The organism is Mycobacterium europaeum (assembly GCF_002102155.1).
In the GTDB taxonomy this organism is placed as follows: domain Bacteria; phylum Actinomycetota; class Actinomycetes; order Mycobacteriales; family Mycobacteriaceae; genus Mycobacterium; species Mycobacterium europaeum.
On record NZ_LQOU01000015.1, the window covers coordinates 118,144 to 134,370 of the forward strand.

Annotated in this window: 19 protein-coding genes; 17 read left to right on the forward strand and 2 right to left on the reverse strand. The window is 68.2% G+C overall.

Going from position 1 to position 16,227, the window contains the following annotated elements; translation table 11 throughout:
- Positions 1-95: 95 nt before the first annotated feature.
- Complete coding sequence (gene pncA, locus AWC03_RS07480; protein WP_085239880.1) at positions 96-656, forward strand: pyrazinamidase PncA; 561 nt, start codon at positions 96-98, stop codon at positions 654-656.
- Positions 656-1,456 carry a ketosteroid isomerase family protein gene (locus AWC03_RS07485; protein WP_085239881.1) on the forward strand — a complete coding sequence of 267 codons (801 nt, stop codon included), beginning with the start codon at positions 656-658 and terminating at the stop codon, positions 1,454-1,456. Before pncA ends, AWC03_RS07485 begins: the two co-directional genes overlap by 1 nt.
- A gap of 12 nt (positions 1,457-1,468) precedes the next feature.
- On the opposite strand, the gene AWC03_RS07490 is transcribed toward AWC03_RS07485, so the two are convergent.
- A complete protein-coding gene (locus tag AWC03_RS07490; RefSeq protein WP_085239882.1) occupies positions 1,469-1,819 on the reverse strand; it encodes a DoxX family protein in 351 nt (116 codons plus the stop codon).
- Between the two features lie 168 nt (positions 1,820-1,987).
- On the opposite strand from AWC03_RS07490, the gene AWC03_RS07495 reads away from it, so the two are divergent.
- The 6 genes from AWC03_RS07495 to AWC03_RS07520 are packed head-to-tail and all read left to right on the forward strand — an operon-like array spanning position 1,988 to position 8,147.
- The gene (locus AWC03_RS07495; RefSeq protein WP_085239883.1) at positions 1,988-2,983 is read left to right on the forward strand and encodes a sigma-70 family RNA polymerase sigma factor; all 996 of its coding nucleotides are present in this window, start codon (positions 1,988-1,990) and stop codon (positions 2,981-2,983) included.
- Positions 2,973-4,295 (forward strand): ABC transporter substrate-binding protein, encoded by a 1,323-nt coding sequence (locus AWC03_RS07500; RefSeq protein ID WP_085239884.1) that lies wholly within the window; start codon positions 2,973-2,975, stop codon positions 4,293-4,295. The genes AWC03_RS07495 and AWC03_RS07500 overlap by 11 nt, the downstream gene beginning before the upstream one ends.
- Positions 4,292-5,251: a carbohydrate ABC transporter permease gene (locus AWC03_RS07505; RefSeq protein WP_085239885.1), complete on the forward strand. Its 960-nt coding sequence runs from the start codon at positions 4,292-4,294 to the stop codon at positions 5,249-5,251. Before AWC03_RS07500 ends, AWC03_RS07505 begins: the two co-directional genes overlap by 4 nt.
- Positions 5,238-6,080, forward strand: coding sequence for a carbohydrate ABC transporter permease (locus tag AWC03_RS07510; RefSeq protein WP_085239886.1), 843 nt, complete (start codon positions 5,238-5,240; stop codon positions 6,078-6,080). Before AWC03_RS07505 ends, AWC03_RS07510 begins: the two co-directional genes overlap by 14 nt.
- 4 nt (positions 6,081-6,084) lie before the next feature.
- Positions 6,085-7,155, forward strand: a complete 1,071-nt coding sequence (locus tag AWC03_RS07515) for an ABC transporter ATP-binding protein (RefSeq protein WP_085239887.1) — start codon at positions 6,085-6,087, stop codon at positions 7,153-7,155.
- Positions 7,156-7,181: 26 nt separating this feature from the next.
- Positions 7,182-8,147 (forward strand): patatin-like phospholipase family protein, encoded by a 966-nt coding sequence (locus tag AWC03_RS07520; RefSeq protein ID WP_085239972.1) that lies wholly within the window; start codon positions 7,182-7,184, stop codon positions 8,145-8,147.
- A 27-nt stretch (positions 8,148-8,174) separates the two neighbouring features.
- Here AWC03_RS07520 and AWC03_RS07525 read toward each other — a convergent pair whose 3' ends face one another.
- Positions 8,175-8,462, reverse strand: coding sequence for a DUF3349 domain-containing protein (locus AWC03_RS07525; protein ID WP_085239888.1), 288 nt, complete (start codon positions 8,460-8,462; stop codon positions 8,175-8,177).
- A 216-nt stretch (positions 8,463-8,678) separates the two neighbouring features.
- On the opposite strand from AWC03_RS07525, the gene AWC03_RS07530 reads away from it, so the two are divergent.
- From AWC03_RS07530 to AWC03_RS07570, 9 genes are all read left to right on the forward strand, one after another.
- Positions 8,679-9,515, forward strand: coding sequence for a DUF3097 family protein (locus AWC03_RS07530; protein ID WP_085239889.1), 837 nt, complete (start codon positions 8,679-8,681; stop codon positions 9,513-9,515).
- A 121-nt stretch (positions 9,516-9,636) separates the two neighbouring features.
- Positions 9,637-10,812 (forward strand): iron uptake system protein EfeO, encoded by a 1,176-nt coding sequence (efeO, locus tag AWC03_RS07535; RefSeq protein WP_142278348.1) that lies wholly within the window; start codon positions 9,637-9,639, stop codon positions 10,810-10,812.
- Positions 10,813-10,814: 2 nt separating this feature from the next.
- Positions 10,815-12,101: an iron uptake transporter deferrochelatase/peroxidase subunit gene (gene efeB / locus AWC03_RS07540; RefSeq protein WP_420845649.1), complete on the forward strand. Its 1,287-nt coding sequence runs from the start codon at positions 10,815-10,817 to the stop codon at positions 12,099-12,101.
- Between the two features lie 161 nt (positions 12,102-12,262).
- On the forward strand, positions 12,263-12,787 hold the full coding sequence (locus AWC03_RS07545; protein WP_085239891.1) for an OsmC family protein: 525 nt from the start codon (positions 12,263-12,265) through the stop codon (positions 12,785-12,787).
- 22 nt (positions 12,788-12,809) lie between these two features.
- Positions 12,810-13,286, forward strand: coding sequence for a cyanase (cynS, locus tag AWC03_RS07550; RefSeq protein WP_085239892.1), 477 nt, complete (start codon positions 12,810-12,812; stop codon positions 13,284-13,286).
- Complete coding sequence (locus tag AWC03_RS07555) at positions 13,283-14,350, forward strand: acyl-CoA dehydrogenase family protein (protein WP_085239893.1); 1,068 nt, start codon at positions 13,283-13,285, stop codon at positions 14,348-14,350. The genes cynS and AWC03_RS07555 overlap by 4 nt, the downstream gene beginning before the upstream one ends.
- 10 nt (positions 14,351-14,360) lie before the next feature.
- Complete coding sequence (locus AWC03_RS07560) at positions 14,361-14,981, forward strand: RNA polymerase sigma factor (RefSeq protein ID WP_085239894.1); 621 nt, start codon at positions 14,361-14,363, stop codon at positions 14,979-14,981.
- A complete protein-coding gene (locus AWC03_RS07565) occupies positions 14,978-15,247 on the forward strand; it encodes a hypothetical protein (RefSeq protein ID WP_085239895.1) in 270 nt (89 codons plus the stop codon). The genes AWC03_RS07560 and AWC03_RS07565 overlap by 4 nt, the downstream gene beginning before the upstream one ends.
- Positions 15,244-16,143 carry a formate/nitrite transporter family protein gene (locus AWC03_RS07570; protein ID WP_085239896.1) on the forward strand — a complete coding sequence of 300 codons (900 nt, stop codon included), beginning with the start codon at positions 15,244-15,246 and terminating at the stop codon, positions 16,141-16,143. Before AWC03_RS07565 ends, AWC03_RS07570 begins: the two co-directional genes overlap by 4 nt.
- The last annotated feature ends 84 nt before the right edge of the window (positions 16,144-16,227 follow it).

The following is a 16,227-nucleotide window of genomic DNA, read 5'->3' on the forward strand; positions in this document are numbered from 1 at the left end:
GGCCGGTGGATTACCCGACTGGTTCGCGGACAAACCGCCCCGGGCGTCTGCGCAGCTGAAGTGCCGTGGCGGGCGACACCGTTAGGGTGAAACCCGTGAGGGCGTTGATCATCGTCGACGTGCAAAACGATTTCTGCGAGGGCGGTTCGCTTCCGGTGGCCGGCGGCGCCGCCGTCGCACCCGCTATCACCGCCTATCTGGCCGGCGAGCCGGGCTATCAGCATGTGGTAGCAACCCAGGACTTTCACATCCGGCCCGGCGACCATTTCTCCGACCGGCCGGATTATTCGTCGTCGTGGCCCCCGCACTGCATCGCGGGAAGCCCCGGCGCTCAGTTGCGGCCCGACCTGGACACCCGCCGGATCGAGGCGGTGTTCCGCAAGGGCGCCTACGCCGCGGCCTACAGCGGTTTCGAGGGCGTCGACGAGAACGGGGCCCCACTGCTGGACTGGTTGCGGCAGCGGGGGGTCGACGAGGTCGACGTGGTCGGCATCGCCACCGACCAGTGCGTCCGCGAAACCGCGGAGGACGCCGCACGGGCGGGCCTGTCCACCCGGGTGCTGGTGAACCTGACGGCGGCCGTCTCGCCGGACTCGGCCGCCGAGGCGCTGAAGGCGATGCGGGCCGCCGGCGTCGAGCTGGTCGGGGGACCGTGATGGCGGCGCCACCGGATCGGGAGACGCTGCTCGCCGCCGTCGAGCGCTCGCCGCGCGCGGCCGCCGCGCACGACCGCGCCGGGTGGGTGGCGCTGTTCACCGACGACGCCCGGGTGGAGGACCCGGTCGGATCGCGCCCGCACGTCGGGCACGAACAGATCGGCCGCTTCTACGACACCTTCATCGGTCCGCGCGACATCACCTTTCACCGCGACCTCGACATCGTCTTCGAGACCGTGGTGCTGCGCGATCTCGAGCTCGAAGTGGCGATGGGCTCAGGGGTCACGATGCACATCCCCGCCTTCTTGCGCTACGACCTGCGAGACATCAACGGGCGGTGGCGGATTGAGGAACTGCGGGCCTATTGGGAACTGCCCGCGATGGTGCTGCAATTCCTGTCGACCGGATCGCGCGCGGCGTCGCCGGCCCTGCGACTGACGCGGGGCCTGCTGAGCAATCAGCGGCTGCGCGGCACGGCCGGCTTCCTGACGGGGTTCCGGCGGGTGCGCGCGGGGCGCAAGAAACTCGCCGAGGAGTTCCTGCGCGCCGCCGGGCGGCGCGATCACGGCGCAGCCGGGCGGGCCCTATCGCCAAGGGCCACAATAACTCTGGGTGACCACGAGCAGCTGGACCTCGCTGACCTCGCCGATCAGCTGGACGGCGCCCGTCCGACCAAGACGATCAGCGCGGGCCCCACGGTGACGATCTCGGTCGACTCCCGGCGTGGGCGCGGGATGCTGTTCGCCGACATGGGCCGGCGGGGCGCCACCATCAACCGGGTCCGGTATTTTCCCGGCTGAGCGCGAACCCGGTCAACGCAACACCAGCAGCGCCAGTGAGGCGACCGACAGGCACAGGTATGCCCCGGGGAACGCGATGTTGTAGAGCACGCCTGCCCGCAGGTGCGTCACGACGGCGCCGACGAAGAACAGCACCAGGCCGGCCCCGGCCGCGATTCCCAAGGCGGGCAGCCCCATCAGGCCCACGACCAGGCCGACCGCGCCGGCCAGCTTCACCGCACCCAGCGCCGGCAACCACGAACGCGGCACCCCCACTTCGGCCGAGTTCGCCAGGACGAACCCCGCCGGGATGAGGTCGGCCACGGCGATCCCGGCGGTGCCGGCGGCGGTCAACACGGTGATCACGACGCAGGCGGTGTTCATCTGCGCCAAACCTCCGCGGGGCGGCCGGTTTTGCGGCGGCGAGCCGGATGGTCGCCGCGGGCGCCGCGGCGCACAATCGATAAGGTCATGGTGCAGGCCTCCTTTGCAACAGAGAGCTCGAGGGACGCGGTCATTCTCTTGACGGCTCCTGTGCGGAAAAGGTGACCTATGAGCGCCCATAAGAATCTGGCCGATCTCGCGCGGCGCTTCGACGCCGACCGGCGACACCTGAGGTCCGTCGCGTTCCAGCTGCTGGGCTCGGCGGCCGACGCCGACGACGCGGTTCAGTCGGCGTGGCTCAAGGCCAGCCGCGCCGATTTCGGCGCGGTCGACAACCTCACCGGCTGGTTCACCACCATGACCGCGCGCGAGGCCGTCGACCAGCTCCGGGCGCGCAAGAGACGGGCCGAACAGCCGCTCATCACCACCGACGAGCTGGATCGGCTGACCGCGGCCTCAACGGCGCCCGCGGACGAGGACGCGCTGTTGAAGGAGTCGGTGAGCAACGCGCTGCTCGTGGTCCTCGATCGGCTCTCGCCGGCGCAGCGCGTCGCGTTCGTGCTGCATGACCTGTTCGCGGTGCCCTTCGAAGAGGTCGCCACCCTGCTGAACCGGTCGCCGGACGCCGCGAAGAAACTGGCAAGCCGGGCGCGTGGGCGGCTGCAGGCGGAGCCGGATGGGCCACCCGGGCGCGCGGCCAAGCACCTCGAGATCGTCGAAGCGTTTCTCGCGGCGTCCCGCGGCGGTGACATCGCCGCCTTGCTCGAGCTGCTGGCGCCCGACGTGGTCCGCACGGTGGATCGGGCGCTGGTTCCCGAGGACGTGCCGACCCAGGTGCGCGGCGCCGCGCAGGTCGCGGAGGAGACCCGCCGGTTCGCTCAGCGGGCGCGTGCCGGTGCGGTCATGTTCATCGACGGGGCGCCGGGCGTGGTGATCGCCCCGCAGGGGCGGGCGCAGGCCCTGTTGCTGATCGCCGTCGGAGCCGACGACCGCATCCACGCGATCGACATCATCGGGGACCGCGACCGCATTCACCGGGCCGTTCTGGCGCTGCCGAGCCGGCCGATTCCTCAGCACCACAGCCGTGTCGGGTACCAAGGACATCAGACACCGCCGGCAGGGCAGCCGGCACCGGGGCGAAAACGGGAGCGCGATGCTCGATAAGCCGTTCGGACGGCGCGGCCTGCTGCGCGGGGCCGGCGCGCTCACCGCGGCATCGCTGGCGCCCTGGGCCGGCGGCTGCGCCCCCGAGGACGACTCCTTGACGTTCTTCTTCGCGGCCAACCCCGAGGAACGCGACGCCAGGCTCCGCATCGTCGACGAGTTCGCGCGCCGCCACCCGGACATCAAGGTTCGCCCGGTGCTTTCGGCGCCGGGCGTGATGCAGCAGTTGTCCACGTTCTGCGCCGGCGGCAAGTGCCCGGACGTCTTGATGGCGTGGGATCTCAGCTACGCCGAGCTGGCCGCCCGGGGCGTGCTGCTCGACCTCAACACGATGCTGTCGCGCGACCAGGCCTTCGCGGCCGAGTTGAAGTCCGACGGCATCGGGGCGCTGTTTGACACCTTCACCTTCAACGGAGGCCAGTACGCGCTCCCGGAGCAATGGTCCGGAAACTATTTGTTCTACAACAAGCGGCTGTTCGCCGAGGCCGGGGTGCAGCCGCCGCCCACTTCGTGGGAGCGGCCCTGGGATTTCACCGAGTTCCTGAATACCGCCACCGCGCTCACCAAACGCAGCGGAACCGGGCGGGCCACCCAGTGGGGGTTCGTGAACATGTTCGTTTCGTACTACTCGGCCGGGCTGTTCGCCATGAACAATGGTGTGCCGTGGTCCAGCCCGTTGAAGAACCCGACCCACTTCAATTTCGGTGACGATGCGTTCATCGAGGCGGTGCAGTTCTATGCCGATCTGGCCAACAGGCACAGGGTCGCGCCCAATGCGTCCGAGGTGCAGTCGATGTCCGCGCCCGACCTGTTCGCGGCGGGCCGGGCGGCGATGGCGATGGGCGGCCACTGGCGCTACCAGACCTTCATCCGGGCCGACGGCCTGGATTTCGACGTCACGCCGTTGCCGGTCGGGCCGCGACGGCAGGGGCAGGCCGCGCACTCCGACATCGGCTCCACCGGACTGGCCATCTCCTCGAGCAGTCCACGCAAGGAGCAGGCATGGGAGTTCGTGAAATTCGCGACCGGGCCCGTCGGTCAGGCGCTGATCAGTGAGTCCAGCCTCTTCGTGCCGGTGCTGCAATCGGCGCTCAATTCGCCCGGATTCGCCAGGGCCCACCGGAACGTCGGCAACCTCGCCGTGCTCACCCAAGGGCCGGCGTACTCCGAAGGGTTGCCGGTCACTCCGGCGTGGGAGAAGATCGTCGCCTTGATGGACCGCAGCTTCGGGCCGGTGCTGCGTGGCTCGCGGCCCGCGGCATCCCTGGCCGGTCTGTCGCCCGCCATCAACGAGGTGCTGCGCAACCCATGACCTCCGTCGACACCGGCCCGGCGGCCGGCCGCGCGACCCGCAAGCCCGTCAACGGCGCGGGCCCCTGGCGGCGGCGCGCCCGGGCCGGCCGCCTCTTCGTGGCGCCGAACCTGGCCGCCGTCGCGGTGTTCATGCTGTTTCCGCTGGGATTCTCGCTCTACATGAGCTTTCAGCGGTGGGATATCTTCAGACCGCCGAAGTTTGTGGGCCTCAAGAACTTCCACGACCTGTTCACCTCGGATCCGCTCTTCCTGATCGCCATCCGCAACACCGTCGTCTTCACCCTCGGAACGGTCGTGCCCACCATCGTCGTCAGCCTCGTCGTGGCCGGCGTGCTGAACCGCAAGGTCCGGGGCATCGGCATCTTCCGCACCATCGTCTTTCTGCCCCTGGCCATCTCGTCGGTGGTCATGGCGGTCGTGTGGCAATTCGTGTTCAACACGGACAGCGGGTTGCTCAACATCATGCTGGGCTGGCTCGGGATCGGGCCGGTCCCGTGGTTGGTCGACCCACGATGGGCCATGGCCTCGCTCTGCGTCGTCAGCGTGTGGCGCAGCGTGCCGTTCGCCACCGTCATCCTGCTCGCGGCGATGCAGGGGGTTCCCGAGACCGTCTACGAGGCGGCCCGAATCGACGGGGCGGGCGAGATCCGGCAGTTCGTGTCCATCACGGTGCCGCTGATCCGCGGGTCGATATCATTCGTGGGCGTCATCTCGATCATCCACGCGTTCCAGGCCTTTGACATGGTGTACGTCCTCAACGGCGCGAACGGCGGTCCGGAAACCGCCACGTATGTCCTGGGCATCATGCTGTTTCAGCACGCGTTCTCGTTCCTGGAATTCGGGTACGCGTCCGCGCTGGCGTGGGTGATGTTCGCCATCCTGCTCGTGTTGACCGTGGTGCAGCTGCGGATCACCCGGCAACGGTCCTGGGAGACGTCTCGTGGCCTCAGCTGAGCGGTTGTTCACCCGCCATGTCGTACGCGGTGTGCTCGTTTACGCCGCGCTGATCGGGATCGCCTGGTGCTGGTTGTTCCCGATCGCCTGGGCCGTGTCCGGCTCGTTGAAGGGCGAGGGAGAGGTCACCGAGCCGAGGTTGCTGCCGGCGCATCCGAGGTGGTCCAACTACACCGAGGTGTTCTCGTTGATGCCCTTCGCACGAATGTTTTTCAACACCGTGCTGTACGCCGGGTGCGTGACCGCCGGGCAGGTGTTCTTCTGCTCGTTGGCCGGATACGCGTTCGCCCGGCTGCAGTTCCGCGGCCGTGACACGCTGTTCGTGCTCTACCTGGGCACCTTGATGGTGCCGCTGACCGTGACCGTGATCCCGCAGTTCATCCTGATGCGGACGGTCGGGTGGGTCGACACCCCCTGGTCGATGATCGTGCCGGGCTTGTTCGGCAGCGCATTCGGCACGTACCTGATGCGTCAGTCCTTTCGGACGCTGCCGACCGATCTCGAGGAGGCGGCGATACTCGACGGCTGTTCGCCGTGGCAGATCTACTGGCGAATCCTGCTGCCCCATGCCCGTCCCGCGGTGATGGTTCTGGCGGTGCTCACCTGGGTCAACGTCTGGAACGACTTCCTGTGGCCGCTGCTGATGCTTCAGCGCAACAGCCTGGCCACGCTGACGCTCGGCCTGGTACGGCTGCGGGGCGAGTACGTCGCGCGCTGGCCGATCATCATGGCGGCCTCGATGGTGATCATGTTGCCGTTGGTGATCATCTATGCGGTCGCGCAGCGCTCGTTTGTCAGGGGCATCGCCGTCACGGGACTCAACGGTTAAGCCCATGGCCTCCGTCACTTTCGAGCAGGCGACCCGCCGCTACGCCGGAGCCGAGCGCCCGGCCCTCGACCGCCTCGATCTGGAGGTCGGTGACGGCGAGTTCGTCGTTCTGGTCGGCCCCTCCGGATGCGGCAAGACCACCTCGCTGCGAATGGTCGCGGGGCTCGAGGCGCTGGACTCCGGGCGCATCCGGATCGGGGACCGCGACGTCACCACCGTCGATCCCAAGGACCGCGACGTCGCGATGGTGTTCCAGAACTATGCGCTCTACCCGCACATGACGGTGGCGCAGAACATGGGCTTCGCCCTCAAGATCGCCAAGACGCCGAAGGCCGAGATTCGCGACCGGGTCCTGGATGCGGCGAAACTGCTGGACCTGCAGCCATATCTGGACCGCAAGCCCAAGGAGCTTTCCGGTGGGCAACGCCAACGGGTGGCGATGGGACGCGCGATCGTGCGCCGCCCCCAGGTCTTCCTGATGGACGAGCCGCTGTCCAATCTCGATGCCAAGCTGCGCGTGCAGACCCGCAATCAGATCGCGGCGCTGCAACGGCGGCTCGGCACCACCACCGTCTACGTCACCCACGACCAGGTCGAGGCGATGACCATGGGCGATCGGGTCGCGGTCCTGAGCGACGGCGTGCTGCAACAGTTCGCCGCGCCGCGCGAGCTGTACCGCAACCCGGTCAACGTCTTCGTCGCGGGCTTCATCGGGTCCCCGGCGATGAATCTGTTCACCCTGCCGATCGTCGATTCCTCAGTGTCGCTGGGGGATTGGCTTATCCCGCTTCCGCGGCAGCTCGCCGGCGCCGCGAGCGAGGTGGTCGTCGGAGTGCGCCCCGAGCATTTCGAACTGGGCGGCCAGGGCGTCGAGATGGAGGTCGACGTGGTCGAGGAGCTCGGGGCGGACGCCTACCTCTACGGCCGAATCACGGGCTCCGGCAAGGTCATCGACCAGCCCGTCGTCGCGCGCGCCGACGGGCGCCGGCCGCCGGAGAAGGGCAGCCGGGTGCGCCTGCACCCGGAACCGGGCCACCTGCACTTCTTCGGTGTGGACGGCCGGCGAATCTCTTGAGGGAGGGTGAGGCGATGGAGGCGGCAATGAGCGTATCCCGCGCCGACTTGGTGTGTGAAGGCGGCGGCGTCCGGGGCATCGGGCTGGTCGGTGCGGTCGACGCGCTGTCCGAGGCCGGCTACCGGTTTCCGCGCGTTGCGGGCAGCAGCGCGGGCTCGGTCGTCGCGTCGCTGGTGGCCGCCCTACAGGTCGCGGGGGAGCCGCTGAGCCGGCTGACGGAAGTGATGCGGACCATCGACTACCGGAAGTTCCTCGACCGCAGCGTGATCGGCGAGGTGCCGCTGATCGGTGGGGCACTGTCGCTGTTGGTGTCCGACGGTGTCTACCGCGGTGCCTATCTGGAACGGCTGCTCGCCGGCCTGCTCGCCGACTTGGGCGTGCGGACGTTCGGCGACCTGCGCACGGGCGAGGAGCCGGACCAGTTCGCCTGGTCGCTCGTCGTCACGGCCAGTGACCTGTCCCGGCGAAGGCTGGTGCGCATCCCCTGGGACCTCGACTCCTATGGCATCGACCCGGACGAGTTTCCGGTGGCCCGCGCCGTGCACGCCTCCTCGGCGATTCCCTATGTGTTCGAACCCGTCCGGGTGGGCGGCGCCACGTGGGTCGATGGTGGCTTGCTGTCGGATTTCCCGGTCGAGCTGTTTGATCGCCCCGACGCCCAGCCGCGCTGGCCGACTTTCGGCATCCGGCTGTCCGCGCGTCCCGGCATCCCGCCCACCCATCCGGTGCGTGGTCCGGTTTCGTTGGGCATCGCCGCGATAGAGACCCTGGTGAGCAATCAGGACAATGCGTACATCGACGATCCGTGCACCGTACGGCGCACCATCTTCGTTCCCGCCGACGAGGTGAGCCCGATCGACTTCGACATCACCGCCGAGCAACGCGACGCCCTGTATCAACGAGGACGGCAGGCGGGCCAACAATTTCTGCGGACCTGGAGTTACCCGGACTACCTGGCCGCCTGCGGCGCCCCGGCGAAAGGGGCGCCCTAGCTTGGGCCCGATTCCGGGCTCCGAAGCTTATCGGCGCGCGCAGCGGATCGCGTGGAGGCGGTGCTCGACGCGCTCGACGTCAGCCGGTGACGGCAACTGGTTGGTGACGCGGGTGATCTCGACGCCGATATCAACGGGGTTGATCGGCCAGAATTGGCGCCTCATGAGTTTGTTTGCGATGGCGGTGATCTCGTCGTTGCAGAGCCGCCGGCGGGCCAGGGCGGCCAGGGGTGCATATCCGGTCGTCGGCATGCCGGCGGGATAGCCGGCCCGCACGAAAGCCACAATGCTCGACACCCAAAGGGCCAGGTCCATCGTCCACCTCGCTCACCGCCGCGTTTCTAAAGGAGCGGCAGTTCTTACGACTAGCAACGTACCATCGGCGATGTCATCAGCTGAGTAACGCCACACAGTTAAAACACAATTTTTACGCGCCGGCGGTCGCGGGTCGTGCGAGCGATCTTGGCCACGATGCTCGCGGGCGGGCGCGCCGTAACGGCGTTTGGCCGCAAGGGTTCCTAGTATTGCCGGGTGGCTGATCGCTATGGAACCGATGTCCTTGCCGCCGCGGGCCGGCGCAAGCCCCGCTCGACCGAGCACGCCGCCGAACCGGGGCTGGTGGTCGAGGACGTGCAGACCGGATACGTCGGAGCGGTGGTAAGAGTCGAGTACGGGCGGGTCGACCTCGAGGACCGGCACGGGCACGTGCGTGGCTTCCCTTTGGGCCCAGGTTATTTGCTGGAGGGCCGCCCGGTGATCCTGACGGCGCCGCGTCGTGCGGCGCCGGTCGCGGCGGCGAGGACGGCTTCCGGTTCGGTCGCGGTGCCGGGCGCCCGCGCCCGGGTAGCGCGTGCCAGCCGGATCTATGTCGAGGGCCGCCACGACGCCGAACTCATCGCGCAGGTCTGGGGTGAGGATTTGCGGATCGAGGGGGTCGTCGTCGAGCACCTCGGCGGTGTGGACGACCTGGTGGACATCGTGGCCGAGTTCGCGCCCGCTCCGGGGCGGCGGCTTGGGGTGCTCGTCGATCACCTCGTCACGGGTTCGAAGGAGGCGCGGATCGCCGATGCGGTGCGGCGCGGTCCGGGCGGCAGCGACACCCTGGTGGTCGGTCATCCTTACGTCGACATCTGGCAAGCGGTGAAACCCCAGCGGCTCGGCCTGACCGACTGGCCCGATGTGCCGCGGCACATCGAGTGGAAGCACGGCGCGTGCCGGGCGCTCGGGTTGCCCCACGCCAACCAGGCGGACATCGCCAGGGCCTGGCGGCATATTCGGTCCCGCGTGCGCGACTGGAATGACTTGGAGCCCGCGCTGATCAGTCGCGTCGAGGAACTCATCGACTTCGTGACGCAGCCGGCGTCCTGACCTGGCGGGTGGCGGCGTCCCCGGGCCGTCCAACGAGAAAGGAGGCCGATTGCCGGCGCCCAGTACCGCCCCCGGACGGCGCAGGACGTTCGGGTTGCGCTCGGCCGCAGTGGCTTTGGTGGTGATTGCGGTGACGTCCGCGTGCGGGCATTCCAGTGGCGACTCGGGCCGTGCACGAGCGGGCAAACCCGGCGCAGCCGCGGTGAAGGTCACCATGGCCGGCGTCGGCGGCAACGAGGTGTGCGCGCTGGACAACACCAGCGTGGCCGCCGGCCCGGTGACGTTCACGCTCGCGAACACGAATGCGCCCGGGATCAGCGAGGTCGAATTGCTCTCCGACCAGCGGATCGTCGGCGAAACGGAGGACCTCGCGCCTGGACTGGACCCGGTGTCGTTCACCGTCATTCTCGACGGTGGATCGTATGACCTGTTTTGCCCCGGCGCGAGCCGCGAACACCAGACTTTGACGGTGACGGGCCGGGCGCCGGCCAGACCGGCGGGTGCCGCCGCGAGCGTGCTCAACCGGGGTGCCCAGGATTACGCGGCGTACGTCATCAAGCAGATCGGCCAGCTCGGCGACGGGGTCAAGGCGCTCGACGCCGCCGTGCAGTCGGGCAACGTCGAGGCCGCGAAGGCCGCGTACGCCAAAGCCCGGCTCTGCTGGGAACGTTCGGAGTCCGCCGTCGGAGGCTTCATCGTGTTGGGCTTCCCGGCCGGCGACAATGCCGGGCGGTTCGACTACCTGATCGACATGCGCGAGTCCACCCCCGTCGATGCGAAAGTCGGCTGGAAGGGTTTCCACGCCATCGAGCGGGACCTGTGGCGGGGCGGGGTGATCACCCCCGCCACCATGAGTCTGAGCTCCGAATTGGTCGGCAACGTGGGCAGGTTGAACGCCGTCGTCGCGCTGCTGCAGTATCAGCCCGAGGACCTGGCCAACGGCGCCAGCGACCTGATCGAAGAGATTCAGAACACCAAGATCAGCGGCGAGGAGGAGGCCTTCAGCCACATCGATCTGGTTGACTTTTCGGGCAATGTGGAGGGCGCCCAGCAGGCGTACGCGTCGCTACGGCCGGGCCTGGAGAAGATCGACGGCACCCTGGTCGGCCGGATCGACCAGCAATTCCGCACGGTGCTGGCCACTTTGGCCGGATACCGCGACCCCTCCGCGCTGGGCGGCTTCCGGACGTACACCCCAGCGCTGAAGGCCACCGACGCGGCGAAGCTGACCGCGGTCATCCAGCCGCTGCACCAAAGCCTGTCGATGGTCGCCCAGAAAGTCGTCACTGCGGGCTGATCGTGACCGACGACACCACCGAGCCCGACGAAGCCGTATCGGTTTCGCGCCGGCGCGTGCTCGGCGGCGCCGCCCTGGCCGGGCTTGCCGGCACCGCGGTCGGCGCCGCGGGCGGCGGCGTTGCGGGGTACGCGACGGCAGCCGGACGCGCGGTTGACGGTGACGACGACAACGTCGACTTGCGTCGTAGCTACCCCTTCTACGGCCAGTCGCATCAGGGTGGAATCGCCACGCCCCCACAGCGTTACGCCGTGTTCATGTCCTTCTCGCTGGCCGCCGGTGCGGGGCGCACCGAGCTGCAGACGCTGCTGGCACGCTGGTCGGCGGCGGCGGCGATCCTGCAGCGCGGAAGGCCGGTGGGCACCATCCAGCCACGGGTCGAGGTCCAGCCACCGGCCGATACCGGGGAGGCCTACGGACTGAGCCCGGCCAGTCTCACCGTCACCGTCGGACTCGGACCGTCGCTGTTCGGCGATCGGTTCGGGCTCGCCGCGCGGCGACCCGCGGTCTTCGCCGATCTGCCCCCGCTCAACGGGGACAACCTGGACCCTCGGCTGCGCGGCGGCGACCTGTCCGTGCAGGCCTGCGCCGACGACCCCCAGGTCTGCTATCACGCCGTGCGCAACCTGGCCCGGCTGGGCCGCACCATCGTCTCACCATCCTGGGCGGTGCTGGGGTTCGGGCGAGCCTCGGCCGGTCCGGGCCAGCGCACCCCGCGAAATCTCCTGGGCTTCAAGGACGGGACCCGCAACATCGCCACGCAGGCCGAGTACGACCGCTTCGTCTGGGTCGACGACAGCGACCAGCCGTGGATGAACGGTGGGACGTATCAAGTCGTGCGGAAGATCCGGATGCTGCTCGAGACGTGGGATGTCGACCGCATCGGCAATCAGCAGCGGATCTTCGGCCGCACCAAGGATGAGGGGGCGCCGCTGAGCGGCACGGGCGAATTCGATACGCCCGCCTTCGCCGCCACGGGCGCCGGAGGCAGCCCGCTCATCGACCCGATGTCTCACGTTGCCTTGGCCGCCCGGGAGAACAACGACGGCATCATGATCCGCCGGCGGTCCTACAACTACACCGACGGCCTGGACGCCAACGGCCAACTCGACGCCGGCCTGCTGTTCATCTCGTATCAAAATGATCCGCAGGATTTTATTCGCCTACAGAACCGGTTGGGCGCCCACGACCTGCTCAACGAGTACATCCGCCACGTCGGCTCGGCAATCTTCGCGGTGCCGCCCGCGCCCGCCGAAGGCCACTACATCGGGCAAGGCCTTTTCGCCTAAGCAAAACCCCCGGGATTCAGCCGGCGATGGACGGCGCCACGTTTCGGCTGTGTGATGCTTCGTGTCGCCCACGTAAACCAATCGGGTCCACCGTCACACATCGGCCGCCGCAGAGCACTAACTCGGTGAAGACGCAGAATCAGCGAAACGGAGGAAGTCACATGACCAACGCGCTCGTCATCGACGCCGAAGGCCTCGACAAGCTGTCGTGCAACGCCAGGGCCAACCCGGAGACGGGAAAGAAGACCCTGAAAGCCAAGACGGTGTGCGAGACCGGGTTCCGCAACATGACCTATGTCCGTGACCTGGCGCCGATGCTGGTGGGTGAGCCGCCCGCGCTGCTCGGCGATGACTCCGCGCCCAACCCTTCCGAAACGGCGCTGGCGGCGCTGGGTTCGTGCGTGTCGGTGGGCTTGCTGGCGAACGCGACGCACCGCGGCGTGACGCTGACCAAGATCGAGGTCGAGATGGAAGGCGACATCGACATCTCCGCGGTGTGGGGTGTGGGTGACACCCCCGAGGGAAAGCGCCTCGGCTTCAGCGCCGTTCGCTGCAGGGTGACGTTGGCCGGAGACGCCGACGAGGCGACGCTCAAGGAGATCCACGACAACGCGATCGCCTGGTCACCCGTGGTGAACACGTTCCGCAACCCGGTGAGCGTCGACTCCACCCTGTTCACCGGATAGGCATCGAGACGGGAATCGGGCTATGGCAACCACATTGACCAAGAGCGATCTCGGCCAGGTCATCAGGCTGGCCCGCGTCAAGCGGGGGCTGAGCTGGGCGAAGATCGCCGAATCGATCGGCAAGGACCCGGTGTGGACCGTCGCGGCGCTGCTCGGGCAGCATCCGCTGCCGGCCGGCGACGCGGAGACGGTCGCATCGCTTCTGGACCTCGACGACGAGGCGGTGGCGGTCCTGCAAATGATGCCGTATCGGGGTTCCGATGCGACGATGGCAACAGATCCCACGATCTACCGGTTCCACGAGGCGCTGGACGTCTACGGCCCGGCGATCAAGGAACTCATCGGTGAAGAATTCGGTGACGGCATCATGAGCGCCATCAACTTCCAGATGAGCGTGCGGCGGCGGCCGCACCCCGAAGGCGACAGAGTGGTCGTCACTTTCGACGGCAAATTCCTCGACTACGCGTGGAAGCACTCGGCCCAGGAGGTATCGAGATGACGGCGACGATGAACCCGGCGGCGGGCCAGGTGGATGCCGAACTGTTGGAAGACATCCGGGCCCACGCCGGGGCGCTGGACCGCGGCGAGCACCAGTCTCGCCGCAGCTTCACGGCCCTGGGTGGGGCCGGCCTGCTCGGGGTCGGTGCGCCCGGCAACGCCGACGGCAGACTCCCCGCCATGGCCGAGGTGATCCGGCTGATCTCCGGAGAATGCATGAGCACCGGGTTCTCTCTCTGGGCCCATCGGATGGCGGTGGAGTATCTGCTAACGGCAGCAACGCCTTTCAGCATGGCGGTGGCCCAGCCACTGCTCGCCGGCACCACGCTCGGGGTGACTGGGATGGCTTCGGCGTTCAAGGAGGCGGCCGGCTGCGGAGGTATGGAGTTGACTGCCGCGCCGGTCGATGGCGGCTACGCGGTGTCCGGATCGATCAGGTGGGCGAGCAACCTCTATCCCGACTCGACGATGGTGACCGGGGTGCGCACCGACACGGGCGAGCGGCTGATCGTGGCCTTGCCGCTGAGCACGCCCGGCGTTGCGGTTGGTGATCATTTCGACCTGCTGGCAATGGGCAGCACCGCCTCGTCATACCTGAAGCTGGCGGACGCCTACGTCCCTTCGGGGCAGGTGTTGTCGAGTGACTTCGACGCCTTCCTGCAGGCGGTCCGCCCGACGTTCCTCGTCCTGCAATCGGCCATGTGCCTGGGGCTGACCAGAACCGCGGTGGAGCAGGCCAAAAACGGTCTCAGCGGGGTCAACTCGGTCTTCACAGCCCAAGTCGACGCCGTCGAGGAGAAGCTCGCCGGCGCGGAAGCGGCATTGGCGGAGCTGGCCGCGGCGGTGGGTGGGGACGAGCCGCCCAGCAAACGACAGCTGTTGTCGCTGCGGCTGGCCGCGGCCGAACTGTCCAGCGCCAGCGCCGATCTCGAGGTCCGTACCGCCGGTGGCAAGGGGTATGCGAGCAGGACATCGGCGAGTCGCCGTTACCGGGAGGCGGCGTTCATCCCCGTCCAATCCCCGTCAGAAGGCCAGCTGCGGTGGGAACTTGCCGCATGCGCCTGAGTGCGAGACCATGGTGACCCCGGTGGCGGTGCCGCCGGGGGGCACCGAATCCGAACGCGTCGTCGGCGGTGTCCCGCTTGCCAGCCTGGTCCGCGACTTTCACCTGCCGATGGTCAATTTTGCCCGCACCATGGTGGATTCGGCGACGGTGGCCGAAGAGGCCGTGCAGGAGGCCTGGGTGCAGGTCCTGCAGTCCGCGGATTCCTTCGAGGGCCGTTCTTCGGTGGCCACGTGGTTGTTCGGGATCGTCAAGAACACCGCATCGCGGCACCGGCGCCGCGAATCGCGCATCCGGGACCACGAGGTGCTGTCCGCGGAGGACGTCGATCCGCTGGCGGGCCGCATGCATCCCGCCGGCCATCCCGACGCAGGACATTGGAACCTTCCGCCGTCGCGGCGCTTCCTGCCGGAGGACCACACCGTCGAGAGCGAGCTCGTCGGGCATGTGCGTGCGGCGCTGGATGCGCTGCCGGCGCGGCAACGCCAACTGGTCATCCTGCGTGACATCGTCGGCGCCTCCGCGGAGGAGGCGGCCGGACTGCTCGAACTCACCGCTGAAGGGCAGCGCGCGCTGCTGTACCGCGCCCGCGGAAATCTTCGCAACGAATTGGAAAAGCGGTATCGCCGATGACCGTCCACGACAACACCGTTCCGGCCGTCGACTGCGTCGAGTTCGTCCACCTCGTCGACGACCTCGTCGACTCCGATCCCCGGCAATGGGGCCCGATCGTCACCAAGCACCTCGACGAATGCCCCCCGTGCCTGGTCTACCTGCAACAGATGCTTGACCTGAAGATTCTGCTCAGCCACGTCTTCGAGGGGGAGAGGCTCAGCGAGGAGCACATCAGCGGAGTCATCGACGCGCTCAACGCTTTACGGAAAGGCGAACACGGATGACGATCAATACCCAAGCGCGGCAGTACAACGGCGAAGCGCCGCCGGGCGCTTTGGCCGCCCTACCCCCGACCGGTACGGCGGGCGACCCATTCGAGCCGCTCAGCGTGGGCGCCATGGTGGACCGGGTGGCTGCCATGGCCGTCGAGAAGGCGACGCACCCGTGGGCATTCCTGGTGCGCTCCCTGGTCGGCGGGGCGATGGTCGCGTTCGGGGCCCTGCTGGCGTTGATGGTGAGCACCGGGGTCAAGACCCCGGGGGTTGCCAGCCTGCTGATGGGCCTCGCGTTCGGCATGTCCTTCGTCCTCATCCTGGTGTCGGGCATGTCGCTGATCACCGCCGACATGGCCGCCGGCTTCCTGGCCGTGCTCAATCGCACCATGAGCGTCGGCGGCTACGCGTTCCTGGTGATCGTCGGCCTGATCGGCAACGTCGCGGGGGCGCTGGTCTTCGTCACCGTCTGCGGCGCCGCGGGAGGACCCTACCTGGGCGCCTTCGCCGAGCGGGCGGCTGCGGTCGGTGCGCAAAAGGCGGGCCAGCCGTTCTGGACGGCGCTGCTGCTGGCCGTGGTGTGCACCTGGTTCCTGCAGACCTCGATGTGCATGTTCTTCAAGGCCCGCAGCGACGTCGCCCGCATGACGTTCGCGTTCTACGGGCCGTTCGCATTCGTGATCGGCGGCACCCAGCACGTGATCGCCAACGTCGGCTTTCTCGGTCTTCCCCTGCTGCTCAACCTGTTTCATCCGGCCGCACCGCATGCGGGCATCGGTTGGGGCCTCGGTGCCCACGGCCTGCTCACCAACCTCTCGATCACCGCCGTGGGCAACCTGGTAGGCGGCACGCTGTTCGTGGCGCTACCGTTCTGGGTGATCGCGCAGTTACAGCGAAGCCTCAGCTAGCCGGCCGGTGACCATGGCGTTACGGCCGCCTTAACGGGTGGCGGCAAAAGCCCTCCGTCCCGGCGGTTAGGGACTAAAGCCCCA

Excerpts from the sequence above, each read along its gene's own strand:
- AWC03_RS07500 (WP_085239884.1), top strand. The coding sequence starts at position 2,973 with ATGCTCGATAAGCCGTTCGGACGGCGCGGCCTGCTGCGCGGGGCCGGC.
- AWC03_RS07490 (WP_085239882.1), bottom strand. The coding sequence starts at position 1,819 with ATGAACACCGCCTGCGTCGTGATCACCGTGTTGACCGCCGCCGGCACC.
- AWC03_RS07485 (WP_085239881.1), top strand. The coding sequence starts at position 656 with ATGGCGGCGCCACCGGATCGGGAGACGCTGCTCGCCGCCGTCGAGCGC.
- AWC03_RS07520 (WP_085239972.1), top strand. The coding sequence starts at position 7,182 with ATGAGCGTATCCCGCGCCGACTTGGTGTGTGAAGGCGGCGGCGTCCGG.
- AWC03_RS07560 (WP_085239894.1), top strand. The coding sequence starts at position 14,361 with ATGGTGACCCCGGTGGCGGTGCCGCCGGGGGGCACCGAATCCGAACGC.
- AWC03_RS07525 (WP_085239888.1), bottom strand. The coding sequence starts at position 8,462 with ATGGACCTGGCCCTTTGGGTGTCGAGCATTGTGGCTTTCGTGCGGGCC.
- AWC03_RS07565 (WP_085239895.1), top strand. The coding sequence starts at position 14,978 with ATGACCGTCCACGACAACACCGTTCCGGCCGTCGACTGCGTCGAGTTC.
- AWC03_RS07515 (WP_085239887.1), top strand. The coding sequence starts at position 6,085 with ATGGCCTCCGTCACTTTCGAGCAGGCGACCCGCCGCTACGCCGGAGCC.
- AWC03_RS07570 (WP_085239896.1), top strand. The coding sequence starts at position 15,244 with ATGACGATCAATACCCAAGCGCGGCAGTACAACGGCGAAGCGCCGCCG.
- AWC03_RS07495 (WP_085239883.1), top strand. The coding sequence starts at position 1,988 with ATGAGCGCCCATAAGAATCTGGCCGATCTCGCGCGGCGCTTCGACGCC.
- AWC03_RS07505 (WP_085239885.1), top strand. The coding sequence starts at position 4,292 with ATGACCTCCGTCGACACCGGCCCGGCGGCCGGCCGCGCGACCCGCAAG.
- AWC03_RS07555 (WP_085239893.1), top strand. The coding sequence starts at position 13,283 with ATGACGGCGACGATGAACCCGGCGGCGGGCCAGGTGGATGCCGAACTG.
- cynS (WP_085239892.1), top strand. The coding sequence starts at position 12,810 with ATGGCAACCACATTGACCAAGAGCGATCTCGGCCAGGTCATCAGGCTG.
- AWC03_RS07545 (WP_085239891.1), top strand. The coding sequence starts at position 12,263 with ATGACCAACGCGCTCGTCATCGACGCCGAAGGCCTCGACAAGCTGTCG.